The sequence below is a fragment of the Listeria immobilis genome (assembly GCF_014322845.1).
Classification (GTDB): domain Bacteria; phylum Bacillota; class Bacilli; order Lactobacillales; family Listeriaceae; genus Listeria; species Listeria immobilis.
The window spans coordinates 329,028-352,713 of sequence record NZ_JAASUA010000003.1; the positions used below are offsets into that span (position 1 = coordinate 329,028).

A 23,686-nucleotide genomic window follows, 5' to 3' on the forward strand; every position below is an offset into this window, starting at 1 on the left:
CTTCTTTTTTTGTGTCTAAAATGTGACAAAAAACACGATATTTTATGTCGACTTTATGAATAGAAAGTACTTATTTATCCTTTTTTAAATGAAAGCGCTTCGATTTCGTATACAGCCAATGCCTTGCCTTGTATTATATAAAAGTGCACTTAATTTAACAGTAAATACAACTTAAAAAATAGGAGGAGAGAATTTTTTATGATAAAAGCAACTGCGCTACGAAGCTACATTCTATTAACACTATCTATTTTCTTAATACTTAGCCAATTGAATTTAGCACCTTTATTAGCATTAGCAGAAGAAAACGGTAACGAGTTTCTTTCATATGAAGTTCAAGAAGAGCTATCAAATGATAAAAAGAAAGCCACTCTAAAAATAAAAGTAACACCAAAAAATGAACAAGTGAAAATTTTAACGGTGAAATCCCCAGATGGTGAGGAAACAGAAGGACAAGAGGCCACTTATACTGCGGATAAAAATGGTAAGGTGGACTTCTTAATCACCTACCAAAATCAAACGAATGACGAAGCTAATCCGGAAACTAAAACTTACACAGCTACATATGATGTAAGTGAAATAGTTGCTGATGAAGAAATAAATAATGAAACAGCAACCACAAGTCCAACTGAAAAAGAAAGTACAGAAGTTCAACTTAATCCTAATACAACAGATACAAATCAAGTAAATAAGCCGCTACTGAAATCAGGACAAACTAATGTAACCTTAAACATACCGGATTATAACCAAGTAGCTTGGGGCAACGGTGAAATCAAAACAGTTACTACAACAGTAGAGTTTGGCGACAGTGCTACTTCAGGTAAAAAAGTGAATTTTACTTTACCAGATGGAATGCGTTTTGTATCGCTTCCTGTTCCAAGTAACTATCAAGCTAGCGGTAACGTAGACACAAGTATTTTAAACTATTTAGGCGCTAGTGACCCACTAGGAATTGCAACTACATCTGTAGCTGTCCCTGAAAAAGAATCAGGTTATAATCACTCAACTTTTGGCACAGTTAGCTATGAACTAAGTCCGGGAACAGAAAAAGCGACTTTTACTTTTTTAGTTCGAGTAGATGCAACGAAATATTATGGAGAAGTTGATTTAGCATCTCCAATTAAAGCAGATGTCTTTGTTGGAGACGGAAGTACACCTGTCGCTTCCGCCGAACAATCAATTCACGCAAAAGGAAATAAAGTTGTTGGTTATGCTAATCAAGACCATATAAGTACAATGTTCCGTTACTGGTATGAATCGCAAACAATAGCTGAATCTTTAGCAAGTACTGATACAGAGACTTCTTACAACTACACAAAAACCTATTCGGTGGTCAATGGTTTAAATCAATTAGATGAACGTGGATCAAAAAGCTTTATTCCTAAAAGTGTATCAATGACACTTTATTATCCAGAAGGCATGGAATATATGGGGATTGTTAATACATCTGGATATAATGTATACGCTAGTAGTAATTTAGCTATTACACCTTATCCAAATGAAAATAAAGTTGTGATAGATTTAAAACAACCAATTTATAACGGATTTGCAGTAAAATATAAAATACCTAAAGGAACGGCAGTAGGGACACATAAAGCAACCCAAGTTCCACATGCTGTTGTGACCACTTATGATGGAAAAGTATTTGAATCTGATGCACTAACTAATAATACTGCTGACTTAACTACTACAGCACCACTTGAAGAATGTAAGGTTGTTGCTAGTTCATTGAATCAAATGACTTTAATAGGAGCACATAGGAGTATCAATCCTGAAAATGAATCATGGGCAGGTAGTATCCAGGTTACAAATAGAAAGACTGCTGGGATGAAGACCAACCAAGTTTATCAAATTCAATTTGACCCAAATTGGGAAGCCTATACAGTTAATTTACCATTTGACGGAAGTGTTTCCGGAAATAAAGTAACAGATGTTCAATATAAAACAAATCTAAATTCTAGCTATCGTACTTTCAATGGAACTGTACCTGTAGCTAGTAATAGACGAATGGCAGTTCTAGATGCTGCTGCTGTTGGCCTTCAAGAAGGAGAATATTTTACAGAAGTAAGAGCTAATGTAGGAGATTTTTCAACTGGATTTGCTAGCACGGATCCCTCGGCTACTTACCGAGCGACATCGACTGCTTCATATGGAATTGTTAAGCCTGGAATTACATCAGTAGATTTTAAAGGGGCAATTTGGGATGCTAATGATGAAGCAAACACAAAAGTGACTGGTGTATCGAATTATGGCGTCTCCAATACTATCACCTCAGCTGCAAATGGAACAGCCACTTTTTATAATAAAGCAGGTGAAGCTGTTAATGTTGCAAGTGCAGGGGATACAGTAAATACGAAAGCAACACTTGCTATATTCGATTACCCATATGGAACACGCACCACATTAAAAAATCCAGAAGTATATTTACGGACTTTAGCAGGAACAAAAATCCAACCATCCTCAATAAAATTAACAGATGAGAGTGGAAAAAATGTTGATTTTACAGTTCAAACAGAAACAGATAACAAGGGTGAGCAGGTTTATGTTCTGAAAACAACAGGTGTCACAGTTGGATTTTATGTAGGCTATCCGAGCAAAAACCAATATTTAAACCTTAGTTATGATACAACATTTGATGTAACACTAGATAAAAGTATTGATATGGATGCAAAAGATGTTATTGCATGGGGCGGACCAAATGTCTCTTCTGCAATATATACTAACTATTTCACAGACAATGGTTTAGATATAAATAAAAACGGCATTGAAAACGAAAAGTTGCTATCTGTTAATAGTAGCCCGCTAAGTGTTCCAAAACAAGATACTGTTACTGTAGAAACTTTCCTAAGTGTAGCTGGCGAAGGTGCAAAAGCTGCATACGTGGAAGGCGATGACAACACCGTTTCTTATTTCACACCAGGAACTGACGCTGATTATACAGTTCAAATTACCAATACTTCCAGTGGTGAAGCGAGCACATTTGAACTCTACATTCCGATTCCAAAAACCGGTCAAAACTTTGGCTCCAAATTCCAAAGTGAAGCCTTCAAATGGGATATGAAACTAAGTAACGCACTTAATATCAGTGCTGAACAACAAACTCAGTTCGATGTGAGTTACGCAACCGAAGCAACCGCGGACAATTACGCTTCCGATAGTATTTACAGCGACACTGTTTCCAATTATGAAAAAGTTAACATGGTTCGCATCAATGTCAAAACACAAATTAACGCTGGCGAAACTCAAACTTTCCAAGTACCACTCAAAGTAGATGAAACTTTTGATTCTGCTAACAAAGACAATAAAATCAGTGAACGTGACATCTACAATCCATATTATCGTGTAATCACAAATACTTTCTCTGGTTCACTATCCGGTACAAAAGTAGGAGCTGAACTCGTAATCGGCGAAGTGACTGGGACATTATTTAATGATAAAGACGCCAATGGACTATATGAGAAGGCAAAGGGTGATGAGGCTCTAGCCAACGAAACCGTCGAACTTTATAAATGGGATGACACAACATCCACATATAACCCAGCAACAAAAGATGGCGAAAATATTACTACCAATACAGATGCAAACGGCTCATATACCTTTGATTATCAATCCGATGTAGGTTATGGAAATTATGCTGTGAAATTCCCGGAAAAAGCGGGCTATCAGTACACGCTGAAAAATGTTGGTAAAGATGTGACATTGGATAGTGATGTACCTTATAGCGGTGCTGATAAAGGATGGGCAAAAAATGTTGATCCAACCCAACCGACTTCACAGTTTATCAATGCAGGTTATTATGCTTATACACCAGAGCAAGATTTAAAAGTTAATTTAAATGAGAAACGTATCCAAATGGGACGTAGTATTGAAATTACATTACCAAAAGTAGCTTCTACAAGTGGGCAAGCTGCAGAAGATACTATAGAACCAGCCTTTTTCCAAAATATCCAAGCAAGCGCAAATGGCTATAAATGGACAAGTGCTAACACCGGAGTAGCAACAGTACAAACATTAACAGATGGTTCAGCTGCTGTTGTAGGTGTTTCTACTGGAGGCAAAACAATTGCTGCAACAGACTTAACGATTGCGCTTAAAGATGTTTTTGGAACTGAACAAAGCTCGACGGCACCAGTGTATGTCACTTCTGCAGACGGAAATATTGTTCAGCAAGATGGCTTTATGATGGGAGCGACAGACTTTTCATTAGAATATAAAGAAGCTGTTGCAGTTACGGATGCTAAGGCATTAAGTTTAGCGAAAATTGCTGCTTTTGAAGAAGTGAAAAGTGGTGTCAATTCCAGTGCGCAAGACCGTTTAAGCTTAGTACAAGTAAATCAAACACAATTAAATGCAATTAAAAACGGCTCCAATCTAGGCGGGACCTATCCACTAACATACACTCTTGCTAAAGATGGGAAAAATGTTGAAGTAACTATTCAAGTAACGGTTGCGCAAGATTTAACAACAGTTAATGCACATAATTCGACCTTATATGTAGGCGATAATTGGACTGCAGCAGCAAACTTTGATAGTGCTATCAATAAAGAAGGAAATACGGTTGCATTTAATGATATTGTAGTAACAGGAACCGTCAATACTAGTGTGGCAGGCGTTTATCCAGTAACATACACTTATAATGGTGTATCCACTACTGTCCAAATTACAGTTAAAGAAATTTTAACAGCAGTGAATGCCCATGATTCAACGATTTATACTGGGGATACATGGAGTTCCGCAGATAACTTTGATAGCGCGCTAGATAAAGATGGTAATACTTTAGACTTGGCAGATGTGACAGTAACAGGAACCGTTGACACTAATCAAGCGGGTACAAACCAAGTTACTTACACGTATGATGGCGTATCAACAACCATTACTGTCACCGTTAAAGAAAATAAATCCGGAATTAGCGCTCATGATTCTGCTATCTATGTAGGAGATAACTGGACTGCAAAAGATAACTTTGACAGTGCTTATGATAAAGATGGCAATCCGGTTGCTTTCGAAGATGTAAAAGTAACTGAAAAACCAATCGTTAACACTAATAAAGCAGGGGCTTACCAAGTTACCTATAGCTATGGTAAAGTATCTAAAACAATTACACTAACAGTCAAAGAAATTCAAACTGCCGTGAATGCACATGATGCCGTTCTTTACACTGGAGACAATTGGACTGCTGCAGACAATTTTGATAGCGCTCGTGATAAAGATGGTAACTCTGTTTCTTTCTCAGGGATTCAAGTAAATGGTACAGTCGATACCACACAAGCAGGAATCTATCCTGTGACTTACAGCTATGATGGTGTATCGAATACAATTAACGTCACTGTCAAAGATCCACAAACAGCTGTCCATGCCCATGATTCTGTGATTTATACAGGAGATACTTGGACTGCTGCAGATAACTTTGATAGTGCGACTGATAAAGATGGAGAAGCAGTAGCATTCCAAAAAGTTGCTGTAAGTGAAACGCCTACAGTCGATCCAAATACAGTTGGCGTGTATCAAGTGACCTATAGCTATGATGGCGTAGCAACAACAATTAATGTTACTGTTGAACCAAGACAAACTAGCATTGATGTGATTGATAGCACTATCTACGCAGGAGATACTTGGAATGCCAATGACAATTTTGAGAAGGCAACCGATAAAAAAGGTAACCCAGTCTCATTTGCGGATATGACTATTACAGGAACAGTAGATGCAAGTGCTCCAGGTACTTACGAAGTCAGTTATCTTTATGACGGAATAAAAGCTGTAGCCCATGTAACAGTTCTGAAAAATCAAGCACAAATCACCATTCAAGACAGCACCATTCAAAAAGGTGATAAGTGGAAAGCGAAAGATAATTTTATTAGCGCAATAAACCGTGATGGTACAGCCATTGCGTTTGAACAAGTACAAACTAGCGGTACAGTAGATACAAGTAAAGCAGGAAAATACCAAGTTACGTACACAATCGACCCGAGTGAAGGTACTGCGGATGCAGGTAAAAAACAACTATCCGTTATTGCTACCATTCAAGTTGAGGACCCAGAAAAGCCAAATCAATCCAACGAATCTTCCAAAGGTGGATCCGGTTTAACAGTCAAATGCACTGAGCAACATACAGCTGACTATGAAGAAATAAAACCACTACCCAAAACAGGAGATCAAACCACTTCTTGGATAGTCTGGACTGGACTTGGCTTACTGGCAATTAGTTTCCTACTATGGACACTAAACCGAAGAAGACGCGCTTAAAATAATTTAATTAAAAATAAGGCATACCCTAATACAGGGGTGCCTTATTTTTTTAGTTATAAATAAGTATCTAAAAAGACAGTTTGCAAACATGTTAAACCACACAATAACCGTAATTAACACTTAAAATAAGTCTGAATCCCGACCTAAAGTTCGCAAAAAGTTCACATAAAAGACACTTTTACCCATAAAAACGTGTAAATTATACGTTTTTTAATGTATACTCACATTGAATTGATTGAATTGCAAGCGATAAAACAAGTAAAGGATGAGTTGTGTTATGAAAAAGGGTAATAGTGTTAAACGGAATTTCTTGCTTCTTCTCAGTGCGATTTTACTTATGAATGTGCTCCTTCAAACAAATTTCGTGAAAGCTGCAACTAATTATAGTTCTGATTTTTTAAAAACAATTGAATTGCAAGATGCAGACGGTAACCCTAAAACAGATTTTGGCTATTATGATAGTATCCAAATTCACTATACATGGGAAATACCAAATTCATCAGATTTAAAAGCTGGAGATACAATGGCATTTACTTTACCAGAGCAATTAAAAATAGTAACGGATTTAAGTTTTGCCTTAAAAGATGATGAAGGAAATACAGTTGGGAATGTGGTTGCAACGAGAGCTACTGGGGAAGTTGTTGTTACTTTTACAGATTATGTAGAGAAAAAGTCGAATATAAAAGGGAATCTCAACTTTTGGAGCAACTGGAATACAAATATAATTCAAGGAAGCGAACAAGTCCCAATTGAATTTCCGGTAGACGGAGATTATGTGACTGTTCCAGTTGATATTGGACCAAAAAACCAAATAGGTCCAAATGAAACTTTATATAAATATGGTTGGGCTGATGAGAAAAATCCAGCACTTATCAATTGGGTTGTTCGGATAAATTATGCGAAAGTAAGTATTGATAATGCGATATACGAAGACTTTATTGGACCAAATCAAACACTTGATTTTAGTTCTGTGAGAGCATTCCATGGTGAGTTTGACGCAAATGATAATTTTACAAAAGGAACTCAAGTACCAGCCTCGGCCATTACACAAACGAGCGATGGGTTTAAAATAGCATTTGGTAATTTAACTGATTCCGTGAAAGTTTCTTATTATACCATTGCAACAGATGGCGGCGTTTCATCTAATTACGCAAATAAAGGGATATTATCTGGTACTAATTTTGTTTCAAAAACAATTGAAGTTTTAACACCAACATCTGGCGGGAGTGGTAGCGGTGAAGGGACAACTGGATCTGTAGAACTAACTAAAACAGATAATACAGCACAAAGAAACCCACTTGAAAATGCAGAGTTTAAATTAGTGGATTCTGCTGGAACTACCTTGCAAGAAGGGATTAAGACTGGTTCTGATGGGAAACTTACAATTGCGAATTTGAAATTTGATACGTATAAATTAATCGAAACCAAAGCGCCAGTTGGATACGAATTAGATGCAACTCCAGTAGAATTTACAATTGACGATACGCATCAGTCGTTATTTGTATCTAAAGAAAATGCCCCGATTACAGGATCTGTCACACTTGAGAAATTAGATAGTGAAACAAAAGCGAAATTAGCGGGTGCGGAATTTGAACTACAGGATGCGCAAGGAGTTACATTACAAACAGGTCTTAAAACAACCGACGAAGGAATTTTAACTATTACTGATTTAACGCTTGGAGAATACCAACTAGTGGAGACCAAAGCTCCAATCGGTTATTTGTTAGATGCGGCACCAGTGGAATTTACAATTACAGAAGAAACGGCGAAACAGGCATTACTTGTAACGAAAGAGAATACCAAGATACCAGAAACGCCAACTATTCCAAAAGTGCCAAACGAACCAAATGAGCCTTTAAAACCAGTAATTCCTAGTAACTCTAAAACACCAAATGAACCAAAAATATCGGTAATTTCGGAAACACCAGATAAAATAGTAAGTGCGGATAGTGCAAGTTCGCCATCTGCATTACCAAAAACAGGTGATTCTCCTTATGTTAACGGTTTGGGATTATTATTGGTAGTAATTTCAGCTAGCGGATTAATCTTATTTAGAAGAAAATAATAAAAATGGAACATAAGACGATTAAATAAATCGCTTTATGTTCCATTTTTTTACTTGGTTCTTGTTTGATCTTGTAAAACAGCCTTTAAAGAATGATAGGCTGGAATGGATAAATTCAAATCAACACGATTAATTTGTTGAGCCATTTTTGGTTGGACGCCAGAAATGAATGCCTCAACGCCAAGAAGCTTAAGCACGGTTACTAAATTATTAAGCATTTCTCCAAGTGCATCATCAAAATAAGATATTCCCGATAAATCAATGCAAAGCTGTTCAACGCCTAATTTGACGCATTTATTAGCTGTGATTTCGGAAAGTTTTTCAGCTCTTTCCCGGTCAACGCGCCCCATTAAAGGAAGGATTGCTAATTTGTTGGTAATCGAAATCACAGGTGTGCTAATTTCTTCAATTAAACGATGCTGTTGTTCCAAATGCTGAACAATATCCCGATAATACATTGCAGAAAACGCCTCATTAATCCGGTCAAAACCGTGGTTAACCATCGCCATGCTAGAAGAAAAATCACATTTTGAAACATCGTCATTTTCAATGCAAAAATCAGCAACCGCAGTTAAAAATTCGCGTCGAAGTTTATCTAGTGTCGTGATAACTTCGGGTAGTGGAACTTCATTTTCCATACGGCGCTCGTACATATGATCAAGCCATTTATCTAGTTTGGCAAAAAACGCCTTTTTACCAGTAAAATAAGAAATAATTAAATCCGCTGTTTGTTCACTATCTGCACGCAGTTCATCTTTATAGCGAGGGGAGTAGACAAAGCTAGTATAAGTATTTTCGTTTTCGTAAATTTTTGATAACCAATTAGTTATTATTTCTTCAGTATGTGCTTTTAAATAAAGCTCCATACTCCCATTTGATTCATTCATACCAGACAGCCCCTTTTAAGTCTAAGTATAGAAACTACTTTCTTATATTCTATGCTCAAAAAGGAATAGTGTCCATTTAAATTTATAAAAAAAAGCTAATTTATTGAAATTGTAATATTTTTTAACAAAACCATCGTTATTTTTTGTTAAAATTCCGAAGCTATTTGGGACTTGTCATGGTATAATATTACAATATGGATAGAAAGGAAGTTTTTTGTGGGATTACAGGATGAACTTACAGTGATGCAACCAGTGGTCATGAAGATATTCTCAAAAAGTGTCCGCGAAAATCGATTATCTCATGGTTATTTATTAGAAGGAGCAAGTGGCACAGGGAAAAAACGGATGTCACTTTGGTTAGCGCAAAGTCTTTTTTGCTTAGAGCCAACCGAGACAGAGCTTGCATGTGGGAATTGTGCGAATTGCACCAGAATAGCCAGCCATAATCATCCGGATGTTCATTTGCTAGAGCCAGATGGAGCTAGTATTAAAATCGATCAAGTCCGCACATTAAAGCAAGAATTAAGTAAACGCGGAATGGAATCAGATCGAAAAGTTGTTATTATTTACGATGCAGAAAAAATGACTGTTCAATCAGCCAATAGTCTGCTGAAATTCATAGAAGAACCAGAAGGCGGTTTGTTATTATTGTTTTTAACAACGAACCCAGGTCAAATCTTGCCAACTATTCAATCAAGACTACAACCAGTAACTTTTAAATCACTAACATTTGAAAGTTTAGTAGCTTCTTTAACGCGGATTAATATTTCCGAACAAAAAGCGCGGATTTATGCTAGTATTACAGGTAGCACCGAACAAGCGAAAAAATTTGAAGAAGATGATTGGTTTGGCGATGCAAGAAACGTAGTAATTAAGTTGTATGAAGGATTGCATCATCAAGGGACTAGTCCGTTAATCATTATTCAAGAGTCATGGATGCCGCTTTTTAAAGAGAAAGATAAGATGGCGCTTGGTCTGGAATTGTTGTTACTGCTATACCGAGATAGGCTGCACCTCACACTTGATGAAAATTACGAACCTATTTGTACTGCGCAAAAAGGAATGCTCGCGCAAGATGCTTTGCGTAAATCATTGACTGAAACCACAGGGGAAATCGAGAAGATTCTCGCTGCGAAATCAAAGCTAGATTCCAATATGAATTTGCAACTTCTAATGGAACAACTAGTTCTTGAAATTCAAGGGAGGTAATCACTATGCTTAAAATTGTTGGCGTCCGTTTTAAAGACGTTGGTAAAATATATTATTTTTCACCTGGAGAACTGGAAATCACAGAAAATCAAGGTGTAATTGTGGAAAATGCACAAGGAATTGAATTTGGTAAAGCCGTCATTGAGCCGCGTTATGTGGACGAAGAAGATGTTGTTTTGCCATTAAAGAAAGTACTTCGAGTCGCAACAGAAGCTGATTATAAGTGTGTTGCTGAAAATGGTGATTCTTGTCAGAAAGCCTTTTTGTTATGTGATGAGAAAATCCGCGAACGCGAACTAGAAATGAGCTTGGTGGATGTTGATTATACTTTTGATCGTAATAAAATTATTTTTTACTTTACCGCAGAAGGACGCGTGGATTTTCGGGAGCTTGTGAAAGATTTAGCTTCTGTATTCCGGACGCGCATTGAACTTCGCCAAATCGGAGTTCGTGATGAAGCGAAGTTACTTGGTGGAATCGGTCCATGTGGTCGAATGCTCTGCTGTTCAACGTTTCTTGGCGATTTTGAACCAGTATCCATCAAAATGGCAAAAGACCAAAACTTGTCACTTAATCCAACGAAAATTTCTGGGTTATGCGGTCGTTTAATGTGTTGCTTGAAATATGAAAACGATGAATATGAGCAAGCTAAACGTGAAATGCCAGATGTTGGTGTGAAAGTGAAAACTCCAGAAGGCGCAGAAGCACGTGTTTCGGGAATTAACTTGCTTTCTAGAATCTTACAAGTAAGCTTGCCCGAAGAAGAGACGGTTATAGAATACGAATTGGATGAATTACGTCCATTTAACGATTTTCTAAAACAACCGGCAAAGTCTTGAGGTGAAAAAATTGGATAAAAAAGCTATTTTTGACTCAGTCAGTAATATGGAGGAGCAAATTGGCGAATTGTATCAGCAACTTGGAGATCTAAAGACAAACTTAGGTGAAATGTTGGAAGAAAATAATCGGTTAAACCTTGAGAATGAGCATTTGCGACGTAGGCTTTCTTTGACGGATGAAACACCTCCTGAACAGGAAGTAGAAGAAGATGAGGCGGCACATGGAGTAATGGCCCCAAATCGAAAAGAAGCAATGCAACAAATGATTGAACTCGGGGAAGGCTATGATAATCTTGTCCAACTTTACAAAGAAGGATTTCATGTCTGCAATGTACATTTCGGCAGTCCGCGTGGCAATGATGAAGATTGTCTATTTTGCCTATCCTTACTTAATAAAAAATAACATGACGGGCCTTTCTCGAATTTGGAGAAGGGCTTTTTACTAGAAAAGGTGATTTGGTTGGAAAAACTAAAATTAATAGGTGACGAGCGGTTAGACTTTTTACTGGCAGAAAACTTGCGGATTATTCAAAGTCCATCTGTCTTTTCATTTTCCATTGATGCGGTTCTTCTGGCAAAATTTAGTTATTTACCCATTCGAAAAGGGAAGATAATTGATTTATGTAGCGGGAACGGTATTATTCCGTTATTACTTAGCACTCGAACAAAAGCGCAAATTATAGGTGTCGAAATTCAGCCGCGACTCGCAGATATGGCAAAACGAAGCGTTATCTACAATGAGCTTGAGGACCAAGTTGAGATGATTGAGTATGATTTGAAAAAAATTACCGATATTATACCAAAAGAACGCGCTGATATTGTTACTTGCAATCCGCCTTATTTTGCAGGTCCGGAAACCAGTTTGAAAAATGAAAATGAACATTACCGAATTGCGCGACATGAAGTTATGTGCACACTTGAAGACACGATTCGAGTTGCTTCAAACCTGTTAAAACAAGGTGGGAAAGCTAATTTTGTACATCGTCCCGAACGTCTGCTGGATATTCTAGATTTAATGCGAAAGTATCGCTTGGAGCCGAAGCGGATTCAAATGGTGCATCCACGCTTAGAACGAGAGGCAAACACAGTACTGGTAGAAGGAATCAAAGACGGAAAACCAGGCGTGAAATATATGCCACCAATTATCGTCTATGATGAAGCTGGCGAATATACCCCAGTAATAAAGGAGATTTTATATGGCGAAAGCGAGTGAACATTTCTTTTATGTGCTAAAATGTAGTGATAATTCCTATTATGGCGGTTATACGACAGACGTTTTGCGCCGGGAAGCAGAACATAATGCGGGAATCAGATGTAAATATACAAAAACTCGCCGGCCGGTAAAAGTAATTCATTTCGAAAAGTTTGCAACAAGAAGTGAAGCAACAAAAGCGGAAGCGGCTTTTAAAAAATTATCACGTAAAAATAAAGATGCCTATTTAAAGCGGGAGGAGGGTACGGAATGATTAAAAGTCAAAAAAGTTTTAGTGGAGTTATGGCGGGAGCGCTCTATTTAGTGCCAACGCCAATTGGGAATTTAGAAGATATGACTTTTCGAGCGATTAGGATGTTAAAAGAGGCAGATATTATCGCAGCAGAAGATACAAGAAATACGGTGAAACTTTTAAATCATTTTGAAATTACGACTCGAATGACAAGCTACCACCAGTTCACGAAAGAAAATAAAGAAGATACGATTATTGAACGAATGCAAAGCGGAGAAGTTATTGCGCTTGTGAGTGATGCGGGTATGCCTTCAATTTCTGACCCGGGCTATGAACTTGTTCAAAGTGCGCTAGAAGCAAATATTCCAGTCATCCCACTTCCAGGAGCGAACGCCGCTTTGACAGCGCTAATTGCCTCAGGACTGGCGCCGCAACCGTTTTATTTTTACGGTTTTTTACCTCGCCAAAACAAAGAACGAACTCAAGAAATCGAAAAATTAGCGGCTCGCACGGAAACATGGATTTTATATGAATCACCGCATCGTTTAAAAGAAACCTTAAAAGCCATTAGCAAAATTACTGGAAATGAGCGGAAAATCGTTTTATGCCGGGAATTAACTAAACGTTTTGAAGAATTTTTGCGTGGTACGGTGGAGGAAGCAGTAAATTGGGCAACTGAAGAAGAAGTACGTGGGGAATTTTGTATTATAATAGAAGGAAATGCGAATCCGCCACTTGCGGAAGAAACGCTATGGTGGCAGGAATTAGATATTAAAACACATGTCAGCAAAGTAATGGAACAAGAAAATGTTAGTTCCAAAGATGCGATTAAAACCGTCATGAAAGCTAGAAATCTACCTAAGCGCGAAGTTTATGCTGCTTATCATGAAATAAAATAAAATCATGCGCGATGTCCCATAATAAGACAATCGCGCATGATTTTTTTATATCGAATCACCAAACCGCCGTTTAATCTCTTCCATCAACTCCGTGGCACCTTCCTTGCTTAGTGTCAATTTACCGTCCACAAATTTCTTATTTTCAACGGAAAACTCTCCAGTAACATCACACACCAAACCAGCAGAATATTTCTTTAAAATAATTGTTTCATCATCAATAAAGATTTCAAGGGGGTCTTTTACGTTCAAATTCATGGTGCGTCTAATTTCAATCGGAATTACAACGCGACCAAGTTCATCGATTTTTCTTACCATTCCAGTTGATTTCATTTTCTCACCTTCCACGTAATTTTTATTCATTTTAACAGATTATCATCAGAATAGGAATGATTTGGGGGTAGAACGGGTAAAGACTCCAAGTAGAGAAAATTTAGGGGGAAAATATATGAATATCGTTATCGCATTAATTCCAGCAGTTATGTGGGGGATTATGCCGTTAGTTGTCTCAAAAATTGGCGGAAAACCGCGGCAGCAAATTATTGGGACAACATTTGGTGCATTGCTTTTCGCAGTGGGTGTATTTATTTTTACCAATCCAGAATATACAGCCACCATATTAATAGCTAGTTTTGTTTCAGGGGCATTTTGGAGTTTAGGTCAAATGAATCAATTTCGTGCCTTTACGCAAGTCGGCGTTTCAAAAACTATGCCACTTTCAACAGGGATGCAATTAGTCGGAACCTCGCTTTTTGGGGTCTTTGCTTTTCATGAGTGGGGAACGACTTCTAAATTAATCATTGGTTTTTCAGCGTTAGCACTAATTATTTTTGGGATATTTTTAACAAGTTATCAACAACATAAAGATGAAAATTCTGGTCAAAATATGAAGAAAGGACTTATTACTTTAGTTATTTCTTCGGTTGGATATGTTGGGTATGTTGTTATTACGCAATGGTTTAATATTAGTGGATGGGATGCTATTTTACCGCAAGCAGTGGGGATGGTTGTCGCAGGGTTATTATTTTCCATTAAATCATCTGAAAAACGTTTTACAAAACAGACTTGGCTAAATATGATACCCGGTGTTATGTGGGCTACAGGTAACTTAGCATTACTATTCTCTAATAAATTAGTTGGAATCGCCACTGGATTTTCACTTTCTCAAATGGGTGTAGTTATTTCAACCATTGGGGGAATTCTTTTCCTTGGCGAGAAAAAGACGAAAAAAGAGCTTATTCTTGTTATTATTGGAATTATTTTAGTTATAATCGGTGGAACAATGATTGGAATAGCAAAAAGTTAATCTTTAAAATTCAGCACATTTTTTGATAAATAAAAACAAATTAAAGGCGGTCATAAAAAATGGGTAATAACCTAAATGTAAATGCAGAAACTGTTAAAGAATCGTATGTGTATTTATTGTCACGCTATCTTGTTTTAAGACAAGAAAATTTTGATATTAACGAAGATAAGGTGCCTTATAATGTATTAAAACAAAATACAATTGCTCCAGCAGATGCGAATTTTGTTAATCCTAATTTTGATGTGGTTTATTCTGAAACATGGATAGCTGTGGATGACGAACACGCAGTTATTTTAGAAGTTCCAGAAATCAAAGGGCGTTATTATACCGTGCAACTTCTAGACGGTTGGGGTGAAGTAGTAACGAATATAAACGAACGAAATTATCCAGAACATCCATTTGGGAAATTCGCCTTTATTAAACAAGGCACAAGTCCAGTTATACCTGCTGATGCTGTGAAAATTGAATTACCTGCTGAAAAAGTGAAATTACTACTTCGGGTAGAACAAAAAGGTGATCCAGATGGCGCAGTAAAACTACAACAACAATTTAAATTAGATGCACCAGCTGGCATTAAAATTCAAGAACCACTTGAAATACCGACATTTACCAATGCAGCCTTCTTAATGGAAGAAATTTATAATAATTTAGAAACTATTTTAGCTAGTTATCCTGATAAAATGCCAAAAGCAGCTGAATTCCAAGCAAAAGCGAAAAAAGTTGCAGATTATATTGCACTTGGAGACGAACAAAGAGCTGAAGTGAAAAATCTTATTATTAAAGAAGCCATTCCCTATTTCTTAGCTGGAGCAAAAGGATTTGGAACGCAAAAAGGCGGATGGTCAGTTACATATGTTGCTGGGGCATTTGAAAATGATATATTAGCGCGATGTATCATTAATTTTGGCGGCTTATGGGCGAACACTATTGATGAAGCTTTATATTTCATCGGTCAAACAGATTCAAATAAGGAAATGCTAAGTGGCGATAATACTTATAAAATTCATTTTACAAAAGAGGAACTACCTGAGAAATTAGTAAATAGTTTTTGGTCGATTACGATGTATAGTGTTCCAGACTATCATGTTATCCCCAATAAACTAAATAAATTCAGTATAAACAATTATTCTAATACAAAACTAAATGAAGACGGTAGCCTAACGTTATACTTAGCACCTGAACAGCCTGCAGACGTGGCAGAAGAAAACTGGTTGCCAACAGAAAAAGGAAGAGATTTCTCACTGAATTTTAGATTATACGTTGCAAAACAAGAAGTGCTTGACGGCGAGGTATTTTTGCCACCGCTTGAACGCATTTAAATAATTAAAATGATCGAGCTAAATATGGTAGTTACCTGTTTTAAAGGTTGCTCCTATTTAGCTTTTTTATTTGGAATAATCCTTTAGAATCCTCTATCTTCTTCCTACTATTTCCGCTATAATAAAGTAATTGAAAATCATAACAAAAGGTCGATAAGGAGGATAACGATTTGAATATTATGATTGCGCTGATTCCTGCGTTACTTTGGGGAATAGTTCCGCTACTCATTACTAAATTTGGCGGTTCTACAAGGCAACAAACTATGGGAATGACACTAGGGGCGCTAATTTTTGCAGTAATCGTTTTTTTCTTTACAGATCCAGTTTATACACTCAAGACAGTTGGTATTAGCTTTTTGACAGGGTGTTTATGGTCGGTTGGACAGATGTTTCAACTACAGGCCTTTAAAATAATTGGCGTTTCAAAAGCTATGCCGATTTCAACAGGGATGCAACTAGTTGGAACAACGCTATGTGGAGTCATTTTATTTCATGAATGGGATACGACATTACGGATAATTCTCGGCTTCATTGCTTTAACATTGATTGTAGGAGGAATATTTCTTACTTCCTATGCAGAAAAAGAAGAAGATGGTTCAACAGCGCTAAAACAAGGTTTGATTACATTAGTGATTTCATCTGCCGGTTATGTTGGCTTAGTAGTATTAATTCAAGGCTTTAAAATTAATGGAATTGATGCGATACTTCCGCAAGCGATTGGGATGGTTTTAACTGCGCTAATTATGACTCAAAGTACTGGTAAAGAAAAACGTATCAATAAGCGAACACTTTTATTAGTTATTCCGGGAATGATTTGGGCTACGGGAAATGTTGTGATGGTACATGCGAATCAACTAGTCGGTGTAGCAACCGGATTCTCTCTTTCTCAATTAGGTGTAGTGATTTCAACTATCGGCGGCATCGTATTACTAAAAGAAAAGAAGACAAGAAAAGAAATGGTTTATGTAATTATCGGAGTTATTTTAGTTGTTCTTGGTGGAATTTTAATCGGTGTGGCAAAAGGCGTCTAATTAATTATTTCGTTTAGGATGAAAAATGATATAATAATACTAATTGTTTTATTTTGAAGGAGGGAATTGTGTTGCCTGAAGAGAAAAATACGTTTTACATTACAACACCAATCTATTATCCAAGCGGAAAAGCACATATTGGACACGCTTATACGACTGTTGCCGGAGACGCGATGGCTCGTTACAAACGCTTAAAAGGATACGATGTGTTTTACTTAACTGGAACAGATGAACACGGACAAAAAATCCAAGCAAAAGCAAAAGAACGCGGGATTTCTGAACAAGAATATGTTGATGAAATTTCAGAAGGTTTTCAAGAGCTTTGGAAAAAACTAGAAATTTCTAATACAGACTTTATTCGTACAACACAGGACCGCCACAAAACATCCGTAGCGAAAATTTTTGAACAACTTGTCGAGCAAGGAGACATATACTTAGGTGAATATGAAGGTTGGTATTCGGTTTCTGATGAAGAATATTTTACTGAAACACAATTAGAGGAAGTTTACAAAGATGAAAATGGCAAAGTAATTGGCGGAAAGGCTCCTAGCGGGAATGAAGTGGAACTTGTTAAAGAAGAATCTTACTTTTTCCGTATGAGTAAGTATGCAGATCGTTTAGTAGAATACTACAATTCTCATCCCGAATTTATTTTACCGGAATCAAGAAAAAATGAAATGTTAAATAATTTTATTAAGCCAGGTTTAGAAGATTTAGCGGTATCCAGAACTACTTTTGATTGGGGAATTAAAGTTCCGGGAAATCCAAAACATGTAGTTTATGTGTGGATTGATGCGCTTTCTAACTATATTACAGCACTTGGTTATAATACGGATAATGATACAAAATTCCAAAAATATTGGCCAGCTGATGTACAAATCGTCGGGAAAGAAATTGTTCGTTTCCATACGATTTATTGGCCGATTATATTGATGGCACTAGATTTACCACTTCCAAAAATGGTATTTGGTCACGGTTGGATTTTGATGAAAGATGGTAAGATGTCGAAGTCTAAAGGAAATGTAGTAGATCCTTATATGTTAATTGATCGTTACGGCCTTGATGCGCTTCGTTATTATTTATTACGCGAAGTTCCCTTTGGCTCGGATGGACTATTTACACCAGAAGACTTTATTGACCGGGTAAACTATGACTTGGCGAATGATTTAGGAAACTTGCTAAATCGTACAGTCGCAATGATTAATAAATATTTTGATGGTGAAATTCCTGCCTACCAAGGGGACGTGACACCATTTGATAAAACTTTAGTTGATTTTAAAAATAATGTAGTTGCTGACTACGAAAAAAGCATGGACCATATGCAGTTCTCTGTAGCCCTTAACCAGCTTTGGTCGCTTATTTCCCGTACGAATAAATATATTGATGAAACAGCTCCATGGGCACTTGCCAAAGACGAAGAAAAACGTGCAGAACTAGAAAGCGTAATGACACATTTAGCAGAAAATTTACGGATTATTGCTATTCTTTTACAACCATTCTTTACAAGAACACCAGGAGAAATCTTCTTACAACTTGGCCTACAAGAAGAAAACTTAAAGAAATGGGATAGTATTTATGGCTACGGAGAAATTCCAGCTGGAACAACTGTAGTGAAAAAAGGAACGCCAATTTTCCCAAGACTAGATGCAAAAGAAGAAGTAGCCTTCATTCAAGAGGAAATGAAGGGTTCAGCACCAGCGCCATCAGAAGCAGTAGAAGAAATCACGGCTTTAGAAACACCGCAAATTGGTATTGAAGATTTCGACAAAATAGATCTACGTGTAGCCGAAGTAAAACAAGTAGAAAAAGTGAAAAAAGCTGACAAATTACTTTGTTTCCAATTAGATCTAGGTGAAGGTAAATTACGCCAAGTACTTTCTGGTATTGCAGAATTCTATGAGCCAGAAGACTTAATTGGCAAAAAAGTCATCGTTGTTTCCAATTTGAAACCAGTAAAACTTCGCGGACTGATGAGCGAAGGGATGATTCTTTCCGGCGAGAAAGATGGCAAACTAAGTGTTATCGAAGCAAATAACGCTCTTCCAAATGGAGCAAAAGTAAAATAAAAATTAAAAAACCAAAAAACCATCTAATTGGAAGATGGTTTTTTGGTTGAATTATATTTTATAGTATAATAGAAGGAAATTGATTTATTAGGAGGAATTCCATTGTTATTTGACACGCATGTACACCTCAATGACGAGGCTTTTGACGATGATATAGAAGAAGTAATCAAACGAGCGCAAGAAAACGATGTAACTCGTATGGCGGTCGTAGGCTTTAATAAGGAAACAATTGACCGTGCATTAATACTAGCGGACAAATACGATTTCATTTCACTTATCGTTGGCTGGCACCCTACAGACGCAATTAGCTTTACAGACGAAGATTTAGAATGGTTGCGAGATTTAGCTCTTACCCATCCAAAAGTAGTAGCTTTAGGCGAAATGGGCTTAGATTATCATTGGGATACTTCCCCGAAAGAAACCCAATTTGAAGTTTTCCGGAAACAAATTCGTTTGGCAAAAGAAGTGAATTTACCGATAGTCATTCATAATCGTGAAGCCACTGAAGATATCATTCGGATTTTGCAAGAAGAGCATGCCGAAGAAGTTGGCGGAATTATGCATTGTTTTGGTGAAACGGTAGAAGTTATGGAAGCTTGTCTTGCGATGAATTTTTACATTTCTTTTGGCGGAACAGTCACTTTTAAAAATGCTAAATTACCAAAAATTGCAGCTCAGGCTATACCAATTGACCGATTATTAATCGAAACAGACGCCCCATATCTTGCGCCAACACCAAATCGCGGAAAAAGAAATGAACCTGGATACGTCAAGTTAGTTGCCAAAAAAATTGCAGAACTGAAAGAAATGAAATATAGCGAAATCGCTACGCACTCAATGGATAACGCAAAACGACTATTTAGAATTAAAGATTGAATGTAACAAAACTGTAATATAAGGGCGACTCTGTAACCCAATCTTAAGCTTCAAAGATATGAAAATAGGCATTTGGACCAAAACCCTTATTTTATGCCTACGACCAGAGACGTAGAAAAATGACATACTTTTGTTACATTTGATATTTTTATATTTATGTGGATTCATAAATGGCTTTATACCAACGTTTATTTACTGAGTTTGCGCAAATATGAACAATCTGCTTAAAAAATTGACAGTTGTTTGCTCCCCTGTATATAATCACTAGCGAAGCAGAAAGGGGAGAAATACATGACCATGGAAAACAGCAGTAACGTAGCTCAATCATCAAAATGGAAATTACCAATCATGATTGCAGGATTTGTTATTGTAGTAGCATTGGTTTTTTATTTCGTTTTCGAAGGAACTAAAAACGATATCACTATAGTAAATGCTGGCGAAAAAACAGAATCAAGAACGCATGCCAAAACAGTTGCTGAAGCATTAGACGAAGCAGGAATAAAAGTAAGCGAACATGATGAAATTGCGCCAGGTAAAAACGCAGACATTAAAGACGGCATGGAAATCAAATATCTTCCAGCACGCCAAGTTACAATAAATGATAATGGAACAAAGAAAAACGTATGGAGCACTAAAGAAAATGTAGAAGATTTACTTAAAGATGAAAATATTACAACTCGTCCACATGATGTGCTAAACGTAGCGTTAGAAGATAAATTAAAAGATGGCCTTGAAGTTGATATTGATCGTGCCATCCAACTTTCCTTACAAAACGGAGCAAAAACAGATACAGTTTGGACAACAAAAACTCAAGTTGGCGATTTGCTAGCTGAGAAAAACATCCAACTTGATCAAGATGATCGTGTGTCACCTGCGAAAGACAGTAACTTAAAGGAAAAAATGACCGTACAAGTTACATATGTTGATTCCAAAGCTGACAAGAAAAAAGAACAAATCAAATTTAATACAGTTTACAAAGAAGACGATAGCCTAAATCAAGGTGTTGAAAAAGTCGTTCAAGAAGGTAAAACTGGTGAAAAAATTGTTGAGTATAAAGTAACATTTGAAAATGGCAAAGAGAAAAAACGCGATGTCGTTAAAGAAAATGTCACTTCTGCAAAATCTGATAAAGTAGTTGTTCGCGGTACAAAAGCAAAAGCTGTAGTTGCTGAAATAGCGAGTGCAAAACCTGCTAAAAAAGCAACAACATCTAAAACTTCTAATTCACCAAAATCATCAAATTCTGCTAAATCATCGACTCCAGCTGGTGGAAAAACATTCACAATGGAATCCACTGCATATTCTGGTGGCGGTGTAACTGCGACAGGAATTAACTTAAGTGCTAATCCTGGAATGAGAGTAGTAGCTGTTGATCCTAGTGTTATTCCACTTGGCTCACGCGTTTGGGTAGAAGGATACGGAGAAGCTATCGCTGGTGATACTGGTGGAGCAATCAAAGGAAATATCGTTGACGTTTATTTCCCAAATGAAAGTTCATGCTACTCTTGGGGTAGAAGAACTGTAACCGTAAAAGTGTTAAACTAATAATCGCATAAAAACGAGGCTGACTCATAGGGCCTCGTTTTTTCTTTGCCCAAAATGTGGTATGATGTATGTACTTATTTTACTAAAAAGGATGTAATCATTATGAACGAGAAGCCTGTAATACACGAGTTTATTGTCGTAGAGGGCCGCGATGATACAACTGCGATTAATCGTTCTGTTGTTGCGGATACCATCGAAACAAATGGATCGGCACTTTCACAAGAAACAATTGAGAGAATTAGACATGCGCAAGAACTTCGGGGAGTCATTATTTTTACAGATCCGGATTTTCCGGGTGAAAAAATTAGAAAACAAATTGACTCAGCAGTTCCAGGTTGTAAGCATGCTTTTATTAATCGTCAAGATGCTTTACCAAAAGCGGGTCGTGGTCTTGGAGTGGAACATGCTAGTAACGCTACCATTCAAGAAGCATTACAACATTTCCATACAAGTAATACACGAACTGAAAAACATTTTATTTCAAAAGAGATTTTAATGAACTTAGGTCTTCTTGGCGGACAAGGGTCAAAAGAACGTAGAGAAAAACTCGGAAATATACTTAAAATCGGCTACACTAATGGAAAACAGCTACAAACGCGTTTGGAATCATTTGCGATTAGTGAACAGCAGTTAGTAGCCGCGTGCCAAAAGCTTATGCAGGAGGAAGAAAATGAGTAAAGATATTGCAACACCTGGAAGAACAACAGAAATCTTAAAAAAATATGGTTTCTTATTTAAAAAAAGTTTAGGGCAGAATTTTTTAATTGATAGTAACATTTTGACCCGAATTACGGATACTGCTGAAATTACGAAAGAAACAAATGTCATTGAAATAGGTCCGGGTATTGGCGCGCTAACAGAACAATTAGCTAAAACAGCCAATGAAGTAGTTGCGTTTGAAATTGATCAACGTTTATTGCCAATTTTAGATGATACACTTAGCGCATACAATAACGTTAAAGTCGTTCACGGAGATATTCTAAAAGCAAATGTAGAAGAAGTAATTACAACTCAATTTACCAAACCAGAGCTACCACTCAAAATTGTAGCTAATTTGCCCTATTATGTAACTACTCCGATTATTTTAAAACTACTACATGATAATATTCCAGCTGATTCCATGACTTTCATGTTACAAAAAGAAGTTGCGGATCGGATTAGTGCCGTTCCAAGCACTAAAAGCTATGGCAGTTTAACCATTGCTATCCAATTTTATATGGAAGCTGAACTAGCTTTTATTGTGCCGAAAACAGTGTTTATGCCGCAACCTAATGTCGATTCAGCAGTTATTCATCTAAAGCGTCGTAAAGAACCGCTAGCCCAAGTTGATGACGAAGAATTTTTCTTTGAAGTTACAAGAGCGGCATTTGCCCAAAGAAGAAAAACGCTTTGGAACAATCTGGCTTCTAAATTCCCGGCTCTAAAAGCACGTAAAGAAGAATTAGTAAATGGTTTAAATGGCATTGGTATAGACTTAATTCGTCGCGGAGAAACATTAGATATCCCTGAATTCGCCAAATTAAGCAATTTTTTAGCTGGTTTTTTAGCAGAAAAATAATTTTTTTGAAAAAAGCGCTTTCTTAGTTGACAGCTAGCCCTTACAACTGTTAAAATATTTGGTTATTGATTTCTTGAGCCATCTGTGCTATAATAGTTCTTAGTGAGGTGGAAAATAAATGCCAAAAACCATTGCAAGCATTAAGACGAATTTAGATTCTAGATTAGGTAAAGCATTGACATTGAAAGCAAACGGCGGTCGTAAGAAAACGATTGAACGTTGCGGCATCCTAGCTGAAACATATCCATCCGTTTTCATTGTAGAGCTTGATCAGGATGAAAACAACTTTGAAAGAGTATCCTATAGTTATACGGATATTTTAACAGACGCAGTAGAACTTGTATTTACAGATGATAATAAAGAATTAGCTTTGTAAGAAGCTGAAGTAGCCGAGCCATCAT

19 protein-coding genes are annotated in these 23,686 nt (G+C 36.9%); 17 read left to right on the forward strand and 2 right to left on the reverse strand.

Annotated features, from left to right (window positions below):
• The first annotated feature begins 198 nt into the window (after window positions 1-198).
• Both lcp and HCJ45_RS06385 read left to right on the forward strand, forming a co-directional pair.
• Window positions 199-6,240: a putative cellulose-binding protein LCP gene (gene lcp / locus HCJ45_RS06380; protein ID WP_187124259.1), complete on the forward strand. Its 6,042-nt coding sequence runs from the start codon at window positions 199-201 to the stop codon at window positions 6,238-6,240.
• A gap of 280 nt (window positions 6,241-6,520) precedes the next feature.
• Window positions 6,521-8,308 carry a SpaA isopeptide-forming pilin-related protein gene (locus HCJ45_RS06385; RefSeq protein WP_187124260.1) on the forward strand — a complete coding sequence of 596 codons (1,788 nt, stop codon included), beginning with the start codon at window positions 6,521-6,523 and terminating at the stop codon, window positions 8,306-8,308.
• Window positions 8,309-8,358: 50 nt separating this feature from the next.
• Here the strand turns inward: HCJ45_RS06385 and HCJ45_RS06390 are convergent, their stop codons facing one another.
• Window positions 8,359-9,195 (reverse strand): STAS domain-containing protein, encoded by an 837-nt coding sequence (locus tag HCJ45_RS06390; protein WP_187124261.1) that lies wholly within the window; start codon window positions 9,193-9,195, stop codon window positions 8,359-8,361.
• Between the two features lie 216 nt (window positions 9,196-9,411).
• On the opposite strand from HCJ45_RS06390, the gene holB reads away from it, so the two are divergent.
• From holB to rsmI, 6 genes are read left to right on the forward strand one after another with little or no spacing between them, the layout of a single operon-like run.
• Window positions 9,412-10,404, forward strand: coding sequence for a DNA polymerase III subunit delta' (holB, locus tag HCJ45_RS06395; RefSeq protein ID WP_187124262.1), 993 nt, complete (start codon window positions 9,412-9,414; stop codon window positions 10,402-10,404).
• Between the two features lie 5 nt (window positions 10,405-10,409).
• A complete protein-coding gene (locus HCJ45_RS06400; protein ID WP_185344534.1) occupies window positions 10,410-11,243 on the forward strand; it encodes a PSP1 domain-containing protein in 834 nt (277 codons plus the stop codon).
• Window positions 11,244-11,253: 10 nt separating this feature from the next.
• Complete coding sequence (gene yabA, locus HCJ45_RS06405; protein ID WP_187124263.1) at window positions 11,254-11,646, forward strand: DNA replication initiation control protein YabA; 393 nt, start codon at window positions 11,254-11,256, stop codon at window positions 11,644-11,646.
• 57 nt (window positions 11,647-11,703) lie between these two features.
• Window positions 11,704-12,456, forward strand: coding sequence for a tRNA1(Val) (adenine(37)-N6)-methyltransferase (locus HCJ45_RS06410; RefSeq protein ID WP_185380498.1), 753 nt, complete (start codon window positions 11,704-11,706; stop codon window positions 12,454-12,456).
• Window positions 12,440-12,709, forward strand: coding sequence for a GIY-YIG nuclease family protein (locus HCJ45_RS06415; protein ID WP_185380474.1), 270 nt, complete (start codon window positions 12,440-12,442; stop codon window positions 12,707-12,709). The genes HCJ45_RS06410 and HCJ45_RS06415 overlap by 17 nt, the downstream gene beginning before the upstream one ends.
• Window positions 12,706-13,587 carry a 16S rRNA (cytidine(1402)-2'-O)-methyltransferase gene (gene rsmI, locus HCJ45_RS06420; RefSeq protein WP_187124264.1) on the forward strand — a complete coding sequence of 294 codons (882 nt, stop codon included), beginning with the start codon at window positions 12,706-12,708 and terminating at the stop codon, window positions 13,585-13,587. The genes HCJ45_RS06415 and rsmI overlap by 4 nt, the downstream gene beginning before the upstream one ends.
• Window positions 13,588-13,632: 45 nt before the next feature.
• Here rsmI and HCJ45_RS06425 read toward each other — a convergent pair whose 3' ends face one another.
• On the reverse strand, window positions 13,633-13,917 hold the full coding sequence (locus HCJ45_RS06425) for an AbrB/MazE/SpoVT family DNA-binding domain-containing protein (RefSeq protein ID WP_187124265.1): 285 nt from the start codon (window positions 13,915-13,917) through the stop codon (window positions 13,633-13,635).
• 115 nt (window positions 13,918-14,032) lie between these two features.
• Here HCJ45_RS06425 and HCJ45_RS06430 point away from each other — a divergent pair, with 115 nt between their 5' ends.
• The 9 genes from HCJ45_RS06430 (at window position 14,033) to veg (ending at window position 23,661) form a co-directional block, all read left to right on the forward strand.
• Window positions 14,033-14,890 carry a GRP family sugar transporter gene (locus HCJ45_RS06430; RefSeq protein WP_185344542.1) on the forward strand — a complete coding sequence of 286 codons (858 nt, stop codon included), beginning with the start codon at window positions 14,033-14,035 and terminating at the stop codon, window positions 14,888-14,890.
• Window positions 14,891-14,949: 59 nt separating this feature from the next.
• Complete coding sequence (locus tag HCJ45_RS06435; RefSeq protein WP_187124266.1) at window positions 14,950-16,209, forward strand: DUF1214 domain-containing protein; 1,260 nt, start codon at window positions 14,950-14,952, stop codon at window positions 16,207-16,209.
• 170 nt (window positions 16,210-16,379) lie between these two features.
• Complete coding sequence (locus tag HCJ45_RS06440) at window positions 16,380-17,240, forward strand: GRP family sugar transporter (RefSeq protein WP_187124267.1); 861 nt, start codon at window positions 16,380-16,382, stop codon at window positions 17,238-17,240.
• Between the two features lie 71 nt (window positions 17,241-17,311).
• Entirely contained in the window at window positions 17,312-19,306 is a 1,995-nt protein-coding gene (gene metG / locus HCJ45_RS06445; RefSeq protein ID WP_187124268.1) for a methionine--tRNA ligase, read from the forward strand.
• Between the two features lie 102 nt (window positions 19,307-19,408).
• On the forward strand, window positions 19,409-20,182 hold the full coding sequence (locus tag HCJ45_RS06450; RefSeq protein ID WP_187124269.1) for a TatD family hydrolase: 774 nt from the start codon (window positions 19,409-19,411) through the stop codon (window positions 20,180-20,182).
• 291 nt (window positions 20,183-20,473) lie between these two features.
• Complete coding sequence (locus HCJ45_RS06455) at window positions 20,474-21,727, forward strand: resuscitation-promoting factor (protein WP_187124270.1); 1,254 nt, start codon at window positions 20,474-20,476, stop codon at window positions 21,725-21,727.
• 102 nt (window positions 21,728-21,829) lie between these two features.
• Window positions 21,830-22,405, forward strand: a complete 576-nt coding sequence (rnmV, locus tag HCJ45_RS06460; protein ID WP_187124271.1) for a ribonuclease M5 — start codon at window positions 21,830-21,832, stop codon at window positions 22,403-22,405.
• Complete coding sequence (gene rsmA / locus HCJ45_RS06465; protein ID WP_187124272.1) at window positions 22,398-23,285, forward strand: 16S rRNA (adenine(1518)-N(6)/adenine(1519)-N(6))-dimethyltransferase RsmA; 888 nt, start codon at window positions 22,398-22,400, stop codon at window positions 23,283-23,285. Before rnmV ends, rsmA begins: the two co-directional genes overlap by 8 nt.
• Before the next feature lie 118 nt (window positions 23,286-23,403).
• The gene (gene veg, locus HCJ45_RS06470) at window positions 23,404-23,661 is read left to right on the forward strand and encodes a biofilm formation stimulator Veg (protein WP_003718261.1); all 258 of its coding nucleotides are present in this window, start codon (window positions 23,404-23,406) and stop codon (window positions 23,659-23,661) included.
• The last annotated feature ends 25 nt before the right edge of the window (window positions 23,662-23,686 follow it).

Coding starts and splice junctions, on each gene's coding strand:
- lcp (WP_187124259.1), top strand. CDS start 199: ATGATAAAAGCAACTGCGCTACGAAGCTACATTCTATTAACACTATCT.
- HCJ45_RS06385 (WP_187124260.1), top strand. CDS start 6,521: ATGAAAAAGGGTAATAGTGTTAAACGGAATTTCTTGCTTCTTCTCAGT.
- HCJ45_RS06390 (WP_187124261.1), bottom strand. CDS start 9,195: ATGAATGAATCAAATGGGAGTATGGAGCTTTATTTAAAAGCACATACT.
- HCJ45_RS06400 (WP_185344534.1), top strand. CDS start 10,410: ATGCTTAAAATTGTTGGCGTCCGTTTTAAAGACGTTGGTAAAATATAT.
- HCJ45_RS06415 (WP_185380474.1), top strand. CDS start 12,440: ATGGCGAAAGCGAGTGAACATTTCTTTTATGTGCTAAAATGTAGTGAT.
- rsmI (WP_187124264.1), top strand. CDS start 12,706: ATGATTAAAAGTCAAAAAAGTTTTAGTGGAGTTATGGCGGGAGCGCTC.
- HCJ45_RS06425 (WP_187124265.1), bottom strand. CDS start 13,917: ATGAAATCAACTGGAATGGTAAGAAAAATCGATGAACTTGGTCGCGTT.
- HCJ45_RS06430 (WP_185344542.1), top strand. CDS start 14,033: ATGAATATCGTTATCGCATTAATTCCAGCAGTTATGTGGGGGATTATG.
- HCJ45_RS06435 (WP_187124266.1), top strand. CDS start 14,950: ATGGGTAATAACCTAAATGTAAATGCAGAAACTGTTAAAGAATCGTAT.
- HCJ45_RS06455 (WP_187124270.1), top strand. CDS start 20,474: ATGACCATGGAAAACAGCAGTAACGTAGCTCAATCATCAAAATGGAAA.
- rnmV (WP_187124271.1), top strand. CDS start 21,830: ATGAACGAGAAGCCTGTAATACACGAGTTTATTGTCGTAGAGGGCCGC.
- rsmA (WP_187124272.1), top strand. CDS start 22,398: ATGAGTAAAGATATTGCAACACCTGGAAGAACAACAGAAATCTTAAAA.
- veg (WP_003718261.1), top strand. CDS start 23,404: ATGCCAAAAACCATTGCAAGCATTAAGACGAATTTAGATTCTAGATTA.